Genomic DNA, 14,022 nt, shown 5'->3' with positions numbered 1-14,022 from the left:
TAAATATTGACTTTGAAGCCGTTGAGGAATCGGGCATGGACCCAATGAACAGCCATTTAAGCACCGACGTTTCAAACCCGCCAACACCCAGGCAGCCTGAACCGGAGGAAGCACCAATGGGTGTCAGTGCAGGAAGGGACATTACTGTATATGACCAAAATCAATCTTTATTCTTCTGTTTGCCCAACGAAACAAAATCTATGGTTATTCGCTATTTGGGTCTTCGAGAGATTACCCGTTTAGTAACGGTATGCAAATATCTTCGCGATCTTGTTGAAAACGATAAAGCTCTGGAAAGAGCATGGATTCGCCGATTTCCTTCACCATACCAATATCAACTAAAGACCCTCGTTACGGCAAAAGATGAGCAACAACTCCGTGACTGGCTTAAGCCGTCTGCGAATGAAGACACTGTCGAGTCACTCGTAAAACATCGAGATAGCGCTTATTTTCATGCTCTGGTCCTTTTTAACAAGAGTAAACTGATGTCTCAATGTAAAAAATTCCACCTGGTGAAAAAAGCAACCATTATCCATCGTCACGATGTGGAGACAGCTACTCTAAGCACCGATAACCGCCATCTAGTGACCGCCAGTTTGGATAGTACTGTGAAAATCTGTGCCCGGGAGGCCGATGGATCATGGAAAGAAAAAACGACCATTTCCCATAATCGTTGGGTCATATCAGCCACCTTTAGTGCCGATGGCCGTCATTTGGTGACCGCCAGCCGTGATCACACAGCGAAAATCTGTAGTGAAAGAGATGATGGCTCATGGGAAGTAGAAACCACCATTTCCCATAATAGTTGGATCAACACATCGAGCTTCAGTGCTGATGGCAGCCACGTGGTGACTGCCAGTCACGATCACACGGCAAAAATCTGTGGTCGGGACGACGATGGATCATGGTCAATAAAAGCCACCATTCAACATGATGGTCCGGTCAAATCAGCCAGCTTCAGCTGCGATGGCCGTCATGTCCTGACCGCAAGTATCGATCACATGGCAAAAATCTATGTCCGGAAAGCTAATGGGTCATGGGAAGAAAAGACCACCATCGCCCATGAGGATAAAGTCTTCTCAGCCAGTTTCAGCGCCGATGGCCGATATGTAGTGACTGCGGGTGAAGATCACACGGCAAAAATCTACGGCCTGCAGGACGATAGTTCATGGGAAGAAAAAGCCACCATTAGTCATGAGGGTGCAGTCTACTCAGCCTCCTTCAGCCTCGATGGCCTCCATGTAGTCACTGCCAGTAAAGATAACACGGCAAAAATCTATGGTCTGAGGGCCTCTGGATCATGGGAAAAAGAAGCCACCATTAACCACATCAGGGCAGCCACTTCAGCCAACTTCAGCGCCGATGGCCGCCATGTGGTGACCACCAGTGCTGACAATACGTCGAAAATCTATGGCCTCCGGGCCGATGGGTCATGGGTAGAAAAACTTACCATCACCCACGACGATTGGGTCCTGTCAGCCACCTTCAGTCCCGATGGGTGCCTCGTGGTGACCGCGAGTTGCGACAAAAAGGCGAAAATTTATGGTCTGGGACACAATGGATCATGGGTAATAAAAGCCATCATTTCTCACAAGAGGCCGATTACCTCAGCCACCTTCAGCGCCGATGGCCGATATATAGTGACCGCCAGTGAAGATTACACGGCTAGAATCACTGAACTACGTGGGAGCAATTGATTATCGAATCAGCCTGAAGGGGTCATTCTGCCGCTGCAAAGTCGCCCATTCTTTACCGTTAAGGAGAGTCTTATGTCGTTTTCAGTTAAAGATAAAGTCGTGTTGGTAACAGGTGCCAATCGAGGGATTGGAGAAGGTTTTGTAAAGATTTTATTGGCACAGGGCGCTAAAACCATTTACGCCGCTGCTCGTGATCTGGATAATTTGCCGTCAGTCATTGCCCTTGACCCCCGGGTGATTAAGCCCATCCAGTTGGATGTAACGAATAACGCGCATGTGACCAACGTGAGGGAATCCGTACCAGAGCTGGATATTCTTATTAACAATGCGGGGATTGCCACAGGAATCCACACCACCGAGCCCGGAGCCCTTGAGGTGGCACGCAAAGAAATGGAAGTAAATTTATTGGGTCCAATGGCGCTGACCCATGCTTTACTGCCGAAATTAAAAGCGTCTAATCAAGCGGCCATCATTAATATTTCGTCCATTGCGGCCATAAGTAATTTCCCATCTTTAGGGCCTTATTCAGCAACAAAAGCAGCATTGCATTCTTACACTCAGGGGTTGCGAGCAGATTTAAGCGGGTTTGGGATACGGGTTTTAGGGGTCTATCCCGGCCCAACGGACACTCGCCTGGCTGAAGGCATTGAGATGGATAAACCTGCTCCTGAAGAGGTGGCAATCAGGACATTCGAAAGTTTAGATGCCGGGGTTAGTGATGTATTTCCTGATGATTTTGCCAGTCAAATGTATTCTATCTTTTTAGATAAACCTCAAAAATTAGAAGCTTTTTTTGCTGAAATGACCGCGCAAAGTGAATAATAGTTTCTTGCACGGACTGTTTCTAAATGAACAGTAATTAAGCTTAATTTTGGTGAGAACCAATTAAAAAATAGCGTTATATCGAAAGCCCGGTGGCAATTTTTGCACCGGGCTCTTAATAAAAAAATTTCTTCCTGCCATTTTCCCGGATCAGGGCTGTTTTTTTCTTGGTTACACTGACCTCAGTATTTTGAACTTTCATTATAAAACCGACTCTAACTGATCGAATCCATTTTGAATGACCTTTTTAAGCAAGGATAAATACTGACATTGGAGCTCTGGAGAAGCCCGGCATGAACCCTTTGAACAACACGTCCAGCAATGACGGTTCACTCTCGCCAATACCCAAGAGACCTCGACTGGAGGGAGCACCGACAGGTGTCAGTGCCGACAGGGACGTTGCTGTATATAACCAAAATCAATCTTCATTCTTCCGTTTGCCCGACGAAACAAAATCTATGATCATTCGCTATTTGGGTCTTCGAGAGATTACCCGTTTAGTAAGGGTATGCAAATATCTTCGTGATCATGTTGAAAATAATAAGGCTCTGGAAAGAGCATGGATTCGCCGGTTTCCTTCAGCACACCAATATCAACTAAAGACCATCGTTACAGAAAAAGATAAGAAACAACTCAGTAATTGGTTGCAGCCATTAGCGAATAAAGGCACGATCAAGTCACTCATAAAACAAAGAAAGAGCAGTTATTTTGCTGCTCAGTTACTTTTCAGCAACAGTAAACTGATGTCTCAATGTGAAAAATTTCACAGGGTGACCAGAAAAAAAACTAGCCATAATTACCAGATCACCACAACCACCTTCAGTCCCGATGGTTGCCACTTGGTAACCGCCAGTATGGGTAAGGTGAGAATCTATGGCCGCAAGACCGATGGATCATGGAAAACAAAAGCCACCATTTCCCATGAGAATTGGGTCAGATCAGCCTCCTTCAGTCCAGATAGCAGGCATCTGGTGACCGCCAGTTATGATCGCACATCGAGAATCTGTGGTCTGGGGGACAATGGCTTATGGGAAGTAAAGACCATCATTTACCATCAAGCTTCGGTCAGGTCGGCCAACTTCAGTGCTGATGGCCGCCATCTGGTGACTGCCAGTATGGATGAGAAGGTGAAAATCTATGGTCTGAAGACCGATGGATCATGGGAAGAAAAAGCCACTATCAAACATAATGGCCCGGTTACCTCAGCCAGCTTGAGCGCCGATTGCCGTCATGTGTTGGTCGACGGTTTTGATAGAAATGCCACAGTCTATGGTCAGGAGGAAGATGGATCATGGAAAGTAAAAGGCACCATTACTCATGGGGGTATTGTCTACTCAGCCACCTTCAGCGCCGATGAACGTCATCTGGCAACCGCCAGTGAAGATTGTTCGGCCAAAATCTGTGCCCTGCAGGCCGATGGATCATGGCAAGAAATAGTCAAAATTTGTCATGATGATTTGGTCTACTCAGCCACCTTCAGCGCCGATGGCAGCTATCTGGTGACCGCCAGTGAAGATGGTACAGCAAAAATCTATGGTCAGGAGACCCCCGGGTCGTGGGTAAAAGAGGCCACCATTAAACACAAACAATCAGTCATCTCAGCTAACTTTAGTCCCGATGGCCGCCACCTGGTGACCACCAGTAAAGATCACAGGGCAAAAATCTATGGCCGGGAGACCTCCGGATCATGGAGAAAAAAAGCCACCATTGCCCACAAAGGCTGGGTTCGACCAGCCGCCTTTAGTGCTGATGGTTGCCATGTCGTTACGACCGCCATAGGTGACAAAAAAGCAAAAATTTATGGACCAGGGGCCAATGGATCATGGGTAAAAAAAGCCACTATTCGACACAAGGAGAAGCTCAGATTGGCCACCATCAGCGCCGATGGCCGACATGTGTTGACCGTCGATGAATATACCACGACGAAAATGACTGAACTAAGGAAGAAGGAATAAGCTGTTCAATATTTTGAACTTCCATAACCAAACCGACTCTAATAGATCGAATCAATTTCGAATGTCCTTTCCAGGCAAGGATGAATACCAACTATAGAGCTACAGAGAAATCAGGCATGGAGCCCATTGAAAGCCATTCCGGCATTGACGGATCACTCACACCAACACCTGAACAGCTTTCACTGGAGGAAACACCAACAGGTGTCAGTGCCGGCAGGGGCGTTAGTGTATATAACCAAAATCAATCTTCATTCTTCTATTTGCCCAACGAAACAAGATCTTTGATTATTCGCTATCTGAGTTTTCGAGAGATTACCCGTTTAGCAAGAGTATGCAAATATCTTCGCGATTTTGTTGAAAGAGAGAAAGTTCTGGAAAGAGCCTGGTACCGCCGGTTTCCTTCACCACGCCAGGATCAACTAAAGACCATCGCATCGACGAAAGATGAACAACAGCTCCGTGATTGGTTGAAGCCGTTTGCCAATGAGGACACTGTCGAGTCACTCATAAAACATCAATATAAGGCTTATTTTCCTGCTCTGCTTCTTTTCAACAACAGTAGACTGATGTCTCAATGTGAAGAATTTGACCTGGTGAAAACAGCCGAAATGAGCAAATGTCACACTGTCATGTCGGCCACCTTCAGCGCTGATTGTCGCCATGCATTGATTGCCACTGTCGCTGAAGTGGTGGAAATCCATGGCCGGGAGAACGATGGATCATGGAAACTAAAAGCCACTATTAACCATAACAAAGCGGTCAGATCAGCCGCCTTCAGTTCCGATGGCCGTCATGTGGTGACCGCCAGTAAAGATTGCACAGTGAAAATCTATGGTCTGGAGGACGATGGATCATGGGAAATAAAAGCCAACATTCTCCATAAAATTTCAGTCAAGTGGGCGGCCTTCAGTGCTAATGGTCGCCATGTGGTGACTAACGGTTATGATGCCATAATGAAAATCTGTAGTCAGAAAGACGATGGATCATGGGAAGAAAAAGAATCTGTCAAGCATAATTGTCCAGCCAGGTCAACCAGTTTAAGCTACGATGGCCGTTATGTGTTGATTGTCGATACAAATAACAATGCGACAATCTACGGTCAGGGAGACGACGGATTCTGGGAAATAAAGTCTACCATTTCCCATAATTATTTTGTCACCTCAGCCACTTTCAGCGCCGATGGTCGCCATATGGCAACCACCAGTAAAGATGGTACGGCAAAAATCTGTGTCCTACAGGCCAATGGGTCATGGAAAGAAATAGTCAGGATTTCTCACTATGAGGAGGCCTACTCAGCCAACTTCAGCGCCGATGGCAGTCATATGGTGACCGCCAGCAGAGATGGTACGGCAGAGGTCTATGGCCAGAGGGCCCCTGGATTATGGGTAAGAGAGACCACCATTTTACACAATGAGTCAGTCAAGTCAGCCGACTTCAGCGCCGATGGACGCCACCTGGTGACCACCAGTGACGATCACACAGCAAAAATCTATGGTCTGGAGGCCACTGAATCCTGGGTAAAAAAAGCCACCATTCACCACAAAGGTCCGGTTCAACGAGCCGCCTTTAGTGGCGATGGATGCCATGTTATAACAACCGCCAGTGATGACAATATGGCGAACATTTATAGTCTTTGGCCCGATGGATCATGGGTAAAAAAAGCCACTGTTCAACATGAGATAGCGTCCAGATCAGCCAACATCAGCGCCGATGGCCGATATATATTGACCTTCAGTGACCTTAACCAAGTGGAAATCACTGAGCTTCGGAAGAAGGATTGATGATCGAATGAGCCTGACCTCACAGCCAGGCTCCTGCCACAACAAGATAGGTTCGCTGAGACTCGCCATTACTGATTAAAGGTGCGGGTGATTTCGCCATACAGCTTTTGTGGTTACCAGTCATCAGCTAATACAGCCATTATGCGTTTTTCTGCCACTTTTTTCTGACCATTACTGCTTTTAAAGTCTATATCTTCACATTGGTGAACCAACCCCTTCCTGTTAGTAAAGATAAAACCGCAATTTCTTTTATAACGATGTGTTTCTTTCGTACCTTCATCTGGCGAGTCAACAGCAAACTCAGGGCTTGAAGACTGGCCAATATTAAGCCCACCGCCTGAATATTCAATCTCACAATCGTTGTCATTCAACTGTACGACCAGAGTTGCCAGCCCTTTGTCGCGATGCCAGGGCATATCCACAACGTTCTGGGGTGTGAAGAAGAATCCTTCAAAACTGTCAGGATTGATTGAGGGATAGCGAATTATCCAAAACTTTATCTTTTCAACTTTTTTACCTGACCAATCTAATGAATCAGCCATATTTTCTAATGCCTGACAGCATAGCTCTTTAACAGCTTCTGAACGAGTATGAATAATATTTTTCTTGAACGCTTCTTTTTCTTTTATCTTGCCATTTTCATCAAAATGACTAATTAAGTTTTGGTTCCTCGAATGCAAAAGCGTTGAATGCCGTATGTTAGTGCCCTGATAGCTGACTAAGATACGATCAAAAATATCATTCTTTGGTATTTCAAATTCACAAGCGGTGGATTTATCAATCTCGCTTTTCAGAAAATCGGCATCAAACAATCGGCGATCTTTGTCTACTTCTTCGTTGACCATTTTTAAAAGATCTTCATCAAATAAATGGTTTACCATTATAAATTTATCACCATATTTTATATGTTTATTAACTGTCCTTTCCCCCAAAACCAGTGGAGTGGCGACATGGCTACCAGCGATTATGCCACTACCTACTCCAGCTTCTGAAACATCCTGCCTGTGCAGTCTGTTGCGCAGAGGCGATTTGCCTGCTTCTGCCATCTCTTTGAAATTATGTGTCAATGATCTAAAAAAAACAGGCACTGCCGAGCGTTTCGATAATTGTGTCGTCGACTCCCGAACATTTGACAGGCTGTTTTTAAAGGAGTTGCTCTGTTGAGGTGATGGGGTTGCGCCAAAGTTAGACGACCTTGCCAGATAGGTATTCGTGGAGTGATAGAACAAGTGCCCGGTTCCCATTTGGAGTAATAACATCAGGTCATTGATATGATCTTGCCTCCAGATTTTTTGCGACGAAATCCCCGTAGCCAGTCTATCTGATGTCGTACTGAGAGCCAGTGAAAACAGATTCTCTGAATGTTGACTTGAGTCAGTGAGCAATAAAAAGCCCGGATGATGTGTAAAAAGATCATGATCAGAGTAAACCAGTCGTGATACCGGGTTATTCTGGCTACTACTCAGGCCGATTACCGCAGCGCCTTTTTGACTTTTTAAAACATCGGTTAAAGGTGGGGAAAAAAGCTCCCGTTCAGCGGTATTGCCTGACAGTGCGTTTTCAATGGCCCGGTTAACAGCCTTTAAGGTTTGTCCATGAAAGAGGCTGTAAACCTTATCCTCTTGAAAGTGTGAGCAGAGGGTTGTGATTGTCTCTAAGTCCCATTGAACATCCGCTTCGGGTGTTCTCTCTGAATGATTGAAACAAATGTACACTCAATTTACAGCTATTATGGAGACACCTTTTCTTAGTGGTAACCCGCCATGTCTGCTTCTGTCATTGCCCGCCGAGAGAAAACTATTGTCCTTCAGATTGAGGTGCCTATCAATTCTGGGAACATGCTGAATCTTGAAGATGGTTTGCAGAGAGCACTGAATGAAGCAGGGCAGCTCGGAACCCAAGAGTTACTGAAGCTATTTGAGCCACCTAATAAAGAACCCATCGTCGTTAACCAGCAGAAGTGGAGCTACAAGGGAAAAGTGCTGAAGCACTATGAAACCTTATACGGGCGCGTACCCATGGAACGTTCTGTTTATCAGGGGGTAAGGGGTGGAAGCACTTTGGCACCGCTTGATCTTCGCACTGGAATCGTTGGCTCTGCTACACCCAAATTTGCCAAGACGCTTGCCTGGAAATACAGTCAGATGCCTGCTCCTGCTGTAAAAGAAGATTTTGAAACCAATCATCAAAGAGTACTGTCAAACTCGTACATCAAGCATTTATCCGACAGAGTAGGTGCGTTAGTCGAAGACCTGAAAGACACTCGCTACGACTTGCCATCACTTACAGAACCTGTGGAAACAATCGCTATCGGACTGGATGGCACCTGCATGCTGCTTTGTGAAGAAGGCTGGCGAGAAGCAATGTGTGGAACATTGAGTCTTTATTCTGCGGATGGCGACAGGCTCCACACCATCTATACTGCGAGCTCACCAGAATATGGCAAGCAGGGCTTCACGAGTAAGCTTAACGAGGAAATTGCAGAGCTCAAACGGCTCTATCCAAAAGCGACATATGTTGGAGTAGCTGATGGTGCCAAAGAAAACTGGCGTTATCTTAAACAACATACCACAGCTCAGATACTTGATTTTTATCATGCATCAGAATATCTGGCAGGGGCAGCAGAAGCGCTGTTTCCAACCAGTAAATCAAAGCGGCATCACTGGCTTGAAGACAGGCTTCATAGCTTGAAAAATAAGCGTGGAGCAGCCAGGAAAATACTTGAAGAAATTGAATCAGCCGAGCTTCCGAAAAAGACAATTGCACTGACCGAAAAGCGTTACAAGGCAGTGACCTACTTTACAAACAATCACCATCTGATGAAATATCACCAGGCTCTTAAGCATAACTGGCCCATAGGTTCCGGAGTGACAGAAGCGGCATGTAAGACACTGGTAAAACAACGATTGTGTAGTTCAGGGATGAGGTGGAAACCCACTGGTGCAGAAGTTCTTTTGGCAACAAGATCTCTAATCCAAAGCAAAGGACGCTGGGATCAGCTTTGGTCTAATTTCATGTCTGGGAAAATGTTAATTGACGTATGAGTCAGTTATCAAATTGAGAGAGCACCCTCCGCTTCAGCGTCAATAAGCAGGTTTATTTCCTCAGAAACCTGATCGCCACTCATCATAAGTTTTAACAGGTTATTATTGATCCCCTGAATTTGGATAGTCAGTTTATCCATACGGTTGTCAGAAAGCGTTTGATATAAATTGACCCATTCCGGAATATCTTCAGGCGGATCAATTTCAGCACTGTTTCCCGTATCATTCAGAACATTGATTTCCAGGAAAGGCTTTTGATCTTCGGGGAATACAACCTGCTGATAATAATGACTGGCCAGCCAGGGGTGCTCAGGATAGACAGGCATAATGCCTTTGCGGGGAAGTTGTGCGTCACAGGCAAGGATTTTGTTTTCTCTATCCACATATTCAGATAGCGTACTGGTCAGATAGTTAAAATAAAATTTCAGGTTGATCAGTATAAAAAATGCCCTGATCTGAGACTCCAATGTCATTGCAGATACTGCGAAAAAATCGGTTATATAAGAGTGACTGCCTGCTGACGGCTGCCTGAGAACAACCTCGCCGACGGCGGCTATGTAGTAGGGTAAAAATGCGACCCCCACAAGTGACGCAGAAGTTCTCAGTGTGGCCAGTATCTGCTGTGCCATTGTGTAAGAATCCTGGTGTAGCAGAAGGTGGGTCTGAGCTTTTAATAAATGAGGTATTCTCTGACTCGAAAGAGTAGTACCTACCGGATTTTGATTGACTGTAATGAGTGTTTCAGTATTTCCACTTGCAGCGAATGGAAGTGCAGTCAAAATTAAAATTAATGTCGTACATCTGGCTAAATTATTCATTTTTTAAATGGCTCCGAATTTACTATTTATGTTTAGTCAAATTCAGCTAACAGCTAAAGAAAGTCCCTTCTTGATGTTTTAGACAGGTTGCAACGGATTAGCATTTGATTCGCTGCAATGTGCTAGCAATGCTTCACAAACCCAGCATTGAACTAAGGTCATGAATCAACACATAGCGATATAATACTGAACAACTGGTCAAGGAGATTTCTCAGAAATACGACGGAGTTTCGTACCAGTCTATGGGTTGTGTTTTTTACCTGTTTAAATTCTGCTGCTTTCAGATTTCTCTGAAGTTTATATGAGTTTCGAAGGTTAGCTGTAAAAAAGCAGAAGTGCTTAATTTTTTCATAAAAACGCTGCTGGATTCAATTCCAGGGAACTAAAAGCCATTGTAACTGTCAATACAATTATCCTGCTTTCTGACTACCGTAATGAGCATGTCAAGGAAGCGAACAGTAATAGCTGGTATTGCGAGGAGCACCAATGCCACGTTGGTACACAGATTGCCGACACAATAGCGTAGTTACAAGGCTCGATTGCTACATCTAGTTATTTTATACACAAGAAAAGGAGATAATTCTTATGGATACTATTAAATCAACCAATTCTCAGTTCGTCTCAGATGAAACTGCTCGAAAAAGGATGACAAATTCTACAGACGATCATTCAGAGAGCGGTAAAATCTCTAAAAAAATGCCAGAATCTAAAGTTTTACCCTTCAAAAATGAGCAGTTAGTTCCAAATACTAAACCAGAAGGTATGACTTCATCAAAGCCTTATGCAGAAACAGGCTTAGAAAGGAAGGTGGATATGCTGGACTTATCCTTGGCAGATACCCGACTGGCCAAGCTGCAAAGTTCAAGTGCTGCATGCATGCCTGCAGAAGAGATTGTTAAAATGCCGGCTACCGGGCTTGATTATAGACCCCATTCTGCAAGCAATAACACCGAAACAATAAGGCCTTGGTCTGATTGTTTCGGGCAAATCTATGAATCTTTGCAAGAAAATGACCATCTAACACTTGAGAAACAATTATATGCACTTAGAGAAGATCAGATCAAAAGCCTCTTGATGGCTGAAGCCCCTAGACCTTTTCTAACTAAACATTATACCCAGAATCACGCCAGTTTACTTTTGCAAGCAGCCAGGGAATCCGAGGCAAACATAGTTTTTTTCAAGTGTTTATTTGACCGGCTGAGTACGGAAGAATTGCGGATTATGCTTTTAATGTCTGTCGATAATGGTCTGACACTATTGCATTATGCCAGCTCCGTTATAGAAGAGTCACTATTCAAGCAGCTGGAGCAGAAATTAGGTAGGGAAACACTTCTGGAAATGGTAACCCTTAAGGTAAACAATCATGCTCCTCCTATTGCATATGCCTGCCTTTATAATCAAAGTACATATCTGTTTAAAACCGCTCTCACACAAAACAGGGAATTGATAGAAAAACTCCTGAAGGGTGGTCCTGATATTGATGAAAGTTTGTTACAGTTCATGTTTGTTAATTTTGGGAATTACGTGCTAGGAAAGGCTCTAAATAATGAGGAATACTGGGAGCGTTTAAATTATCTGTCAAATTTTCTGATTGGTCAAGAATTTTTGGATGCGGTCAGATTTGCTGGCAAAAAGAATGAGTCTGTTTTTCTGACGGCCTGTAAAAACGTAAACAGCTGGGAATTTTATAAATTAATTGCGGCAAAACTTAGTGATAACAAGCTTTTTGAGCTTTGTAAATGGGAAGTGGAAACGGGCAAATCACTGTTGCACAAGTGCTTTGAAATAAATCATTCAGTTACTGTTATGCGTATTGTCAATTTAATCCAATCTGCATTATTGAGATTTAAAGTATTGTCGTTGCCCAATGCAGAAGGCGATTCCGTATTTCAACGGCTGTTAGTCGAAAATAATTTTTTTTACAGTAATAATAATGTGAAAGACATATTACGTGATATGGATTCTAGCGAACGGAATCAACTGGTTATTGGTGATGCAAATATTTGGGAGCAATCTGCCGTGAGTAGCGATCGAGCACTCAGACAGCAAGAGCGAAATCCAATAGTAGTTGCCTTGAACAAAAAAGATATGATGTCTCTGGCTGAATATCTCTGGACGCAGATTACTGACCCGCAATTACGAATTAAACTCTTACTTTACAGGTCAAAACACCAAAAAAACCTCTTCCAGCACATTTTGGAAAAAGGAGTTAGTCTGCAATGGTTCAACAAAATGCTGACAGATACCGACAGCGGAACCGGACGGGATCTACTCGCGGCTGAATTATATAAGCTTGCATTAAAAGCTGATCGCATGAAAGATGCCTCTTATTACCTAAGCCAAATCAAGGATTCACAATTAATAAAGGATGTGTCTAAAGATCATTATAAATATTTTTTAGCTAACCTCTACAAGCAGGGTAAGAAGCTTACAGAAGCTGATTTCAGCAAAACAACCTCATCTCAATGTACAGACGCTATTACATATATATTTGAACATAGCTTCTATACAAAAGAATACCCCGGGAAAAATCATTTGCCGTTACTTATGGTACAGGAGAATAGGGGTGATAAAGATGCTTTTGTCAAGTGGGTTTTAAGTCCGTTGAACGGAAAGCAAAGCCCATTGATTCAGATCCTGGAACGGTTTACTACTGCTTGTCTTGCGATCAATAGCCCTGATAAAAGTTATCTCTGGGGGAAGCTTTTTTTAGAAAGTAAAAGTGCCAAAAAAGAAATCATGTTGAGTAGGCCGATATTTCAGAAGATCATTAAAATGATGACACTGGAGCAGATAAGAGAGTGGCTTTTGCCTGAACTGGGTGGGAGTAATAATTTATACTTGCTTGTTTATAAAGATATCCTTGAGCCAATCGTGGAAAGACCGGACGGTTCAGGCAAAGCCTTTCTTGAAAAAACAGATCCGAAGACTGGTGAAAATTTATTGCATATTATTTTCAGGAGCAATCTTATTAATGAAAATTACGTAGATAAGAAAAATATGATTGATACAGTTGAATGGCTGGATAAAATCTATGGATTATCCTCGTTTTTGCAAAGTCATTCGGAAAACGATGGCTCAACCCCTTTACATGTACTCTTGGATGCAGAAGGAGGAATACGTCGCTCGAGGGCTGGATCAACACAAAAAAATATTCTGCAGCGCCTATGCCGGACAAAAACAGATCGCATTGATCTGGTTGAGTTGCTCAAACTAAAAGACAACAATGGCTGCACACCTCTGCACAAATTATTTTCCTTTTATAGAATAAATTATGAAATCGTTGATCTGTTAATTGATGAACTTGGTCTTGGAACATTTCGTGAGTTAGTGAATATCAAAGACAATCAAGATGAACCTGCTATAGATGTTGTCAAGTTTGAAAAAAAATTGAACTCTGATCCAAAATACGCCGTTCTGTTTAAAAATTGAGACTCATCGTCAATTGTATCGGTGGCAGAAAAGTCAGCTAATACTAACCCACCGGCAGTAGAAGCCAGGTCAGGGCCGATAAACATAATCACCGGCCTGACCACCGCTGGTGTAGACAGCCGGTGAAGTATGCTGATCCATGAACAGCACACTCAATCCGATATAACAGCCTCTTTCTCAATACTCTCGGTTACTGAGAGTCATGAATCAAAAAAGGCGACATCTATCCTGACACGGGGGGATACAACAAGAGGACAATCCCATGAATAAATCAAACAAGTAGAGAAAAAACAAGATAGTCATTATTTCAGTTCAGCAACCAAAAAAGCAAAGCGATTGCAATTTCAAGCGCTTCTTGTCGGTTGATTCATGTTTCGCATCTCCTGCGTTGTTTGCAGGAGAAAGTCTGGCAGTCAGGTTGTGATTTTTGAAGACGCCCTCAAATGAGCGCTTACATAAAAATGCTGCTGGAT

The 14,022-nt window shown here is 43.7% G+C and carries 8 protein-coding genes; 6 read left to right on the top strand and 2 right to left on the bottom strand.

The features are described from left to right. Positions 1-35: 35 nt before the first annotated feature. From ACOMG9_RS24900 to ACOMG9_RS24885, 4 genes are all read left to right on the top strand, one after another. Positions 36-1,697, top strand: a complete 1,662-nt coding sequence (locus ACOMG9_RS24900) for an F-box/WD repeat-containing protein (RefSeq protein WP_494529571.1) — start codon at positions 36-38, stop codon at positions 1,695-1,697. A gap of 72 nt (positions 1,698-1,769) precedes the next feature. Further along, positions 1,770-2,519: an SDR family NAD(P)-dependent oxidoreductase gene (locus tag ACOMG9_RS24895; protein ID WP_448215043.1), complete on the top strand. Its 750-nt coding sequence runs from the start codon at positions 1,770-1,772 to the stop codon at positions 2,517-2,519. 293 nt (positions 2,520-2,812) lie between these two features. Further along, entirely contained in the window at positions 2,813-4,474 is a 1,662-nt protein-coding gene (locus ACOMG9_RS24890; RefSeq protein WP_494529570.1) for an F-box/WD repeat-containing protein, read from the top strand. 80 nt (positions 4,475-4,554) lie between these two features. Further along, on the top strand, positions 4,555-6,255 hold the full coding sequence (locus tag ACOMG9_RS24885; protein ID WP_494529569.1) for an F-box/WD repeat-containing protein: 1,701 nt from the start codon (positions 4,555-4,557) through the stop codon (positions 6,253-6,255). A gap of 113 nt (positions 6,256-6,368) precedes the next feature. Here the strand turns inward: ACOMG9_RS24885 and ACOMG9_RS24880 are convergent, their stop codons facing one another. Further along, a complete protein-coding gene (locus ACOMG9_RS24880; RefSeq protein WP_494529568.1) occupies positions 6,369-7,484 on the bottom strand; it encodes a hypothetical protein in 1,116 nt (371 codons plus the stop codon). 534 nt (positions 7,485-8,018) lie between these two features. Between ACOMG9_RS24880 and ACOMG9_RS24875 the strand changes: the two genes are divergently transcribed. Continuing rightward, entirely contained in the window at positions 8,019-9,299 is a 1,281-nt protein-coding gene (locus ACOMG9_RS24875) for an ISKra4 family transposase (protein ID WP_494529308.1), read from the top strand. Positions 9,300-9,307: 8 nt separating this feature from the next. Here ACOMG9_RS24875 and ACOMG9_RS24870 read toward each other — a convergent pair whose 3' ends face one another. Further along, positions 9,308-9,928 carry a hypothetical protein gene (locus tag ACOMG9_RS24870; RefSeq protein WP_494529567.1) on the bottom strand — a complete coding sequence of 207 codons (621 nt, stop codon included), beginning with the start codon at positions 9,926-9,928 and terminating at the stop codon, positions 9,308-9,310. Positions 9,929-10,702: 774 nt separating this feature from the next. Between ACOMG9_RS24870 and ACOMG9_RS24865 the strand changes: the two genes are divergently transcribed. Beyond that, the gene (locus tag ACOMG9_RS24865) at positions 10,703-13,549 is read left to right on the top strand and encodes a hypothetical protein (protein ID WP_494529566.1); all 2,847 of its coding nucleotides are present in this window, start codon (positions 10,703-10,705) and stop codon (positions 13,547-13,549) included. Positions 13,550-14,022: the final 473 nt, after the last annotated feature.

The organism is Endozoicomonas sp. PH6C (assembly GCF_059322965.1).
Note: the sequence above shows the minus strand (reverse complement) of the source record. Positions and strands in the feature narration are given on the sequence as shown.

What these genes read in the sequence shown, in the direction of transcription:
- ACOMG9_RS24900 (WP_494529571.1), top strand. Translation starts at nt 36, where the DNA reads ATGGACCCAATGAACAGCCATTTAAGCACCGACGTTTCAAACCCGCCA.
- ACOMG9_RS24895 (WP_448215043.1), top strand. Translation starts at nt 1,770, where the DNA reads ATGTCGTTTTCAGTTAAAGATAAAGTCGTGTTGGTAACAGGTGCCAAT.
- ACOMG9_RS24890 (WP_494529570.1), top strand. Translation starts at nt 2,813, where the DNA reads ATGAACCCTTTGAACAACACGTCCAGCAATGACGGTTCACTCTCGCCA.
- ACOMG9_RS24885 (WP_494529569.1), top strand. Translation starts at nt 4,555, where the DNA reads ATGAATACCAACTATAGAGCTACAGAGAAATCAGGCATGGAGCCCATT.
- ACOMG9_RS24875 (WP_494529308.1), top strand. Translation starts at nt 8,019, where the DNA reads ATGTCTGCTTCTGTCATTGCCCGCCGAGAGAAAACTATTGTCCTTCAG.
- ACOMG9_RS24870 (WP_494529567.1), bottom strand. Translation starts at nt 9,928, where the DNA reads ATGGCACAGCAGATACTGGCCACACTGAGAACTTCTGCGTCACTTGTG.
- ACOMG9_RS24865 (WP_494529566.1), top strand. Translation starts at nt 10,703, where the DNA reads ATGGATACTATTAAATCAACCAATTCTCAGTTCGTCTCAGATGAAACT.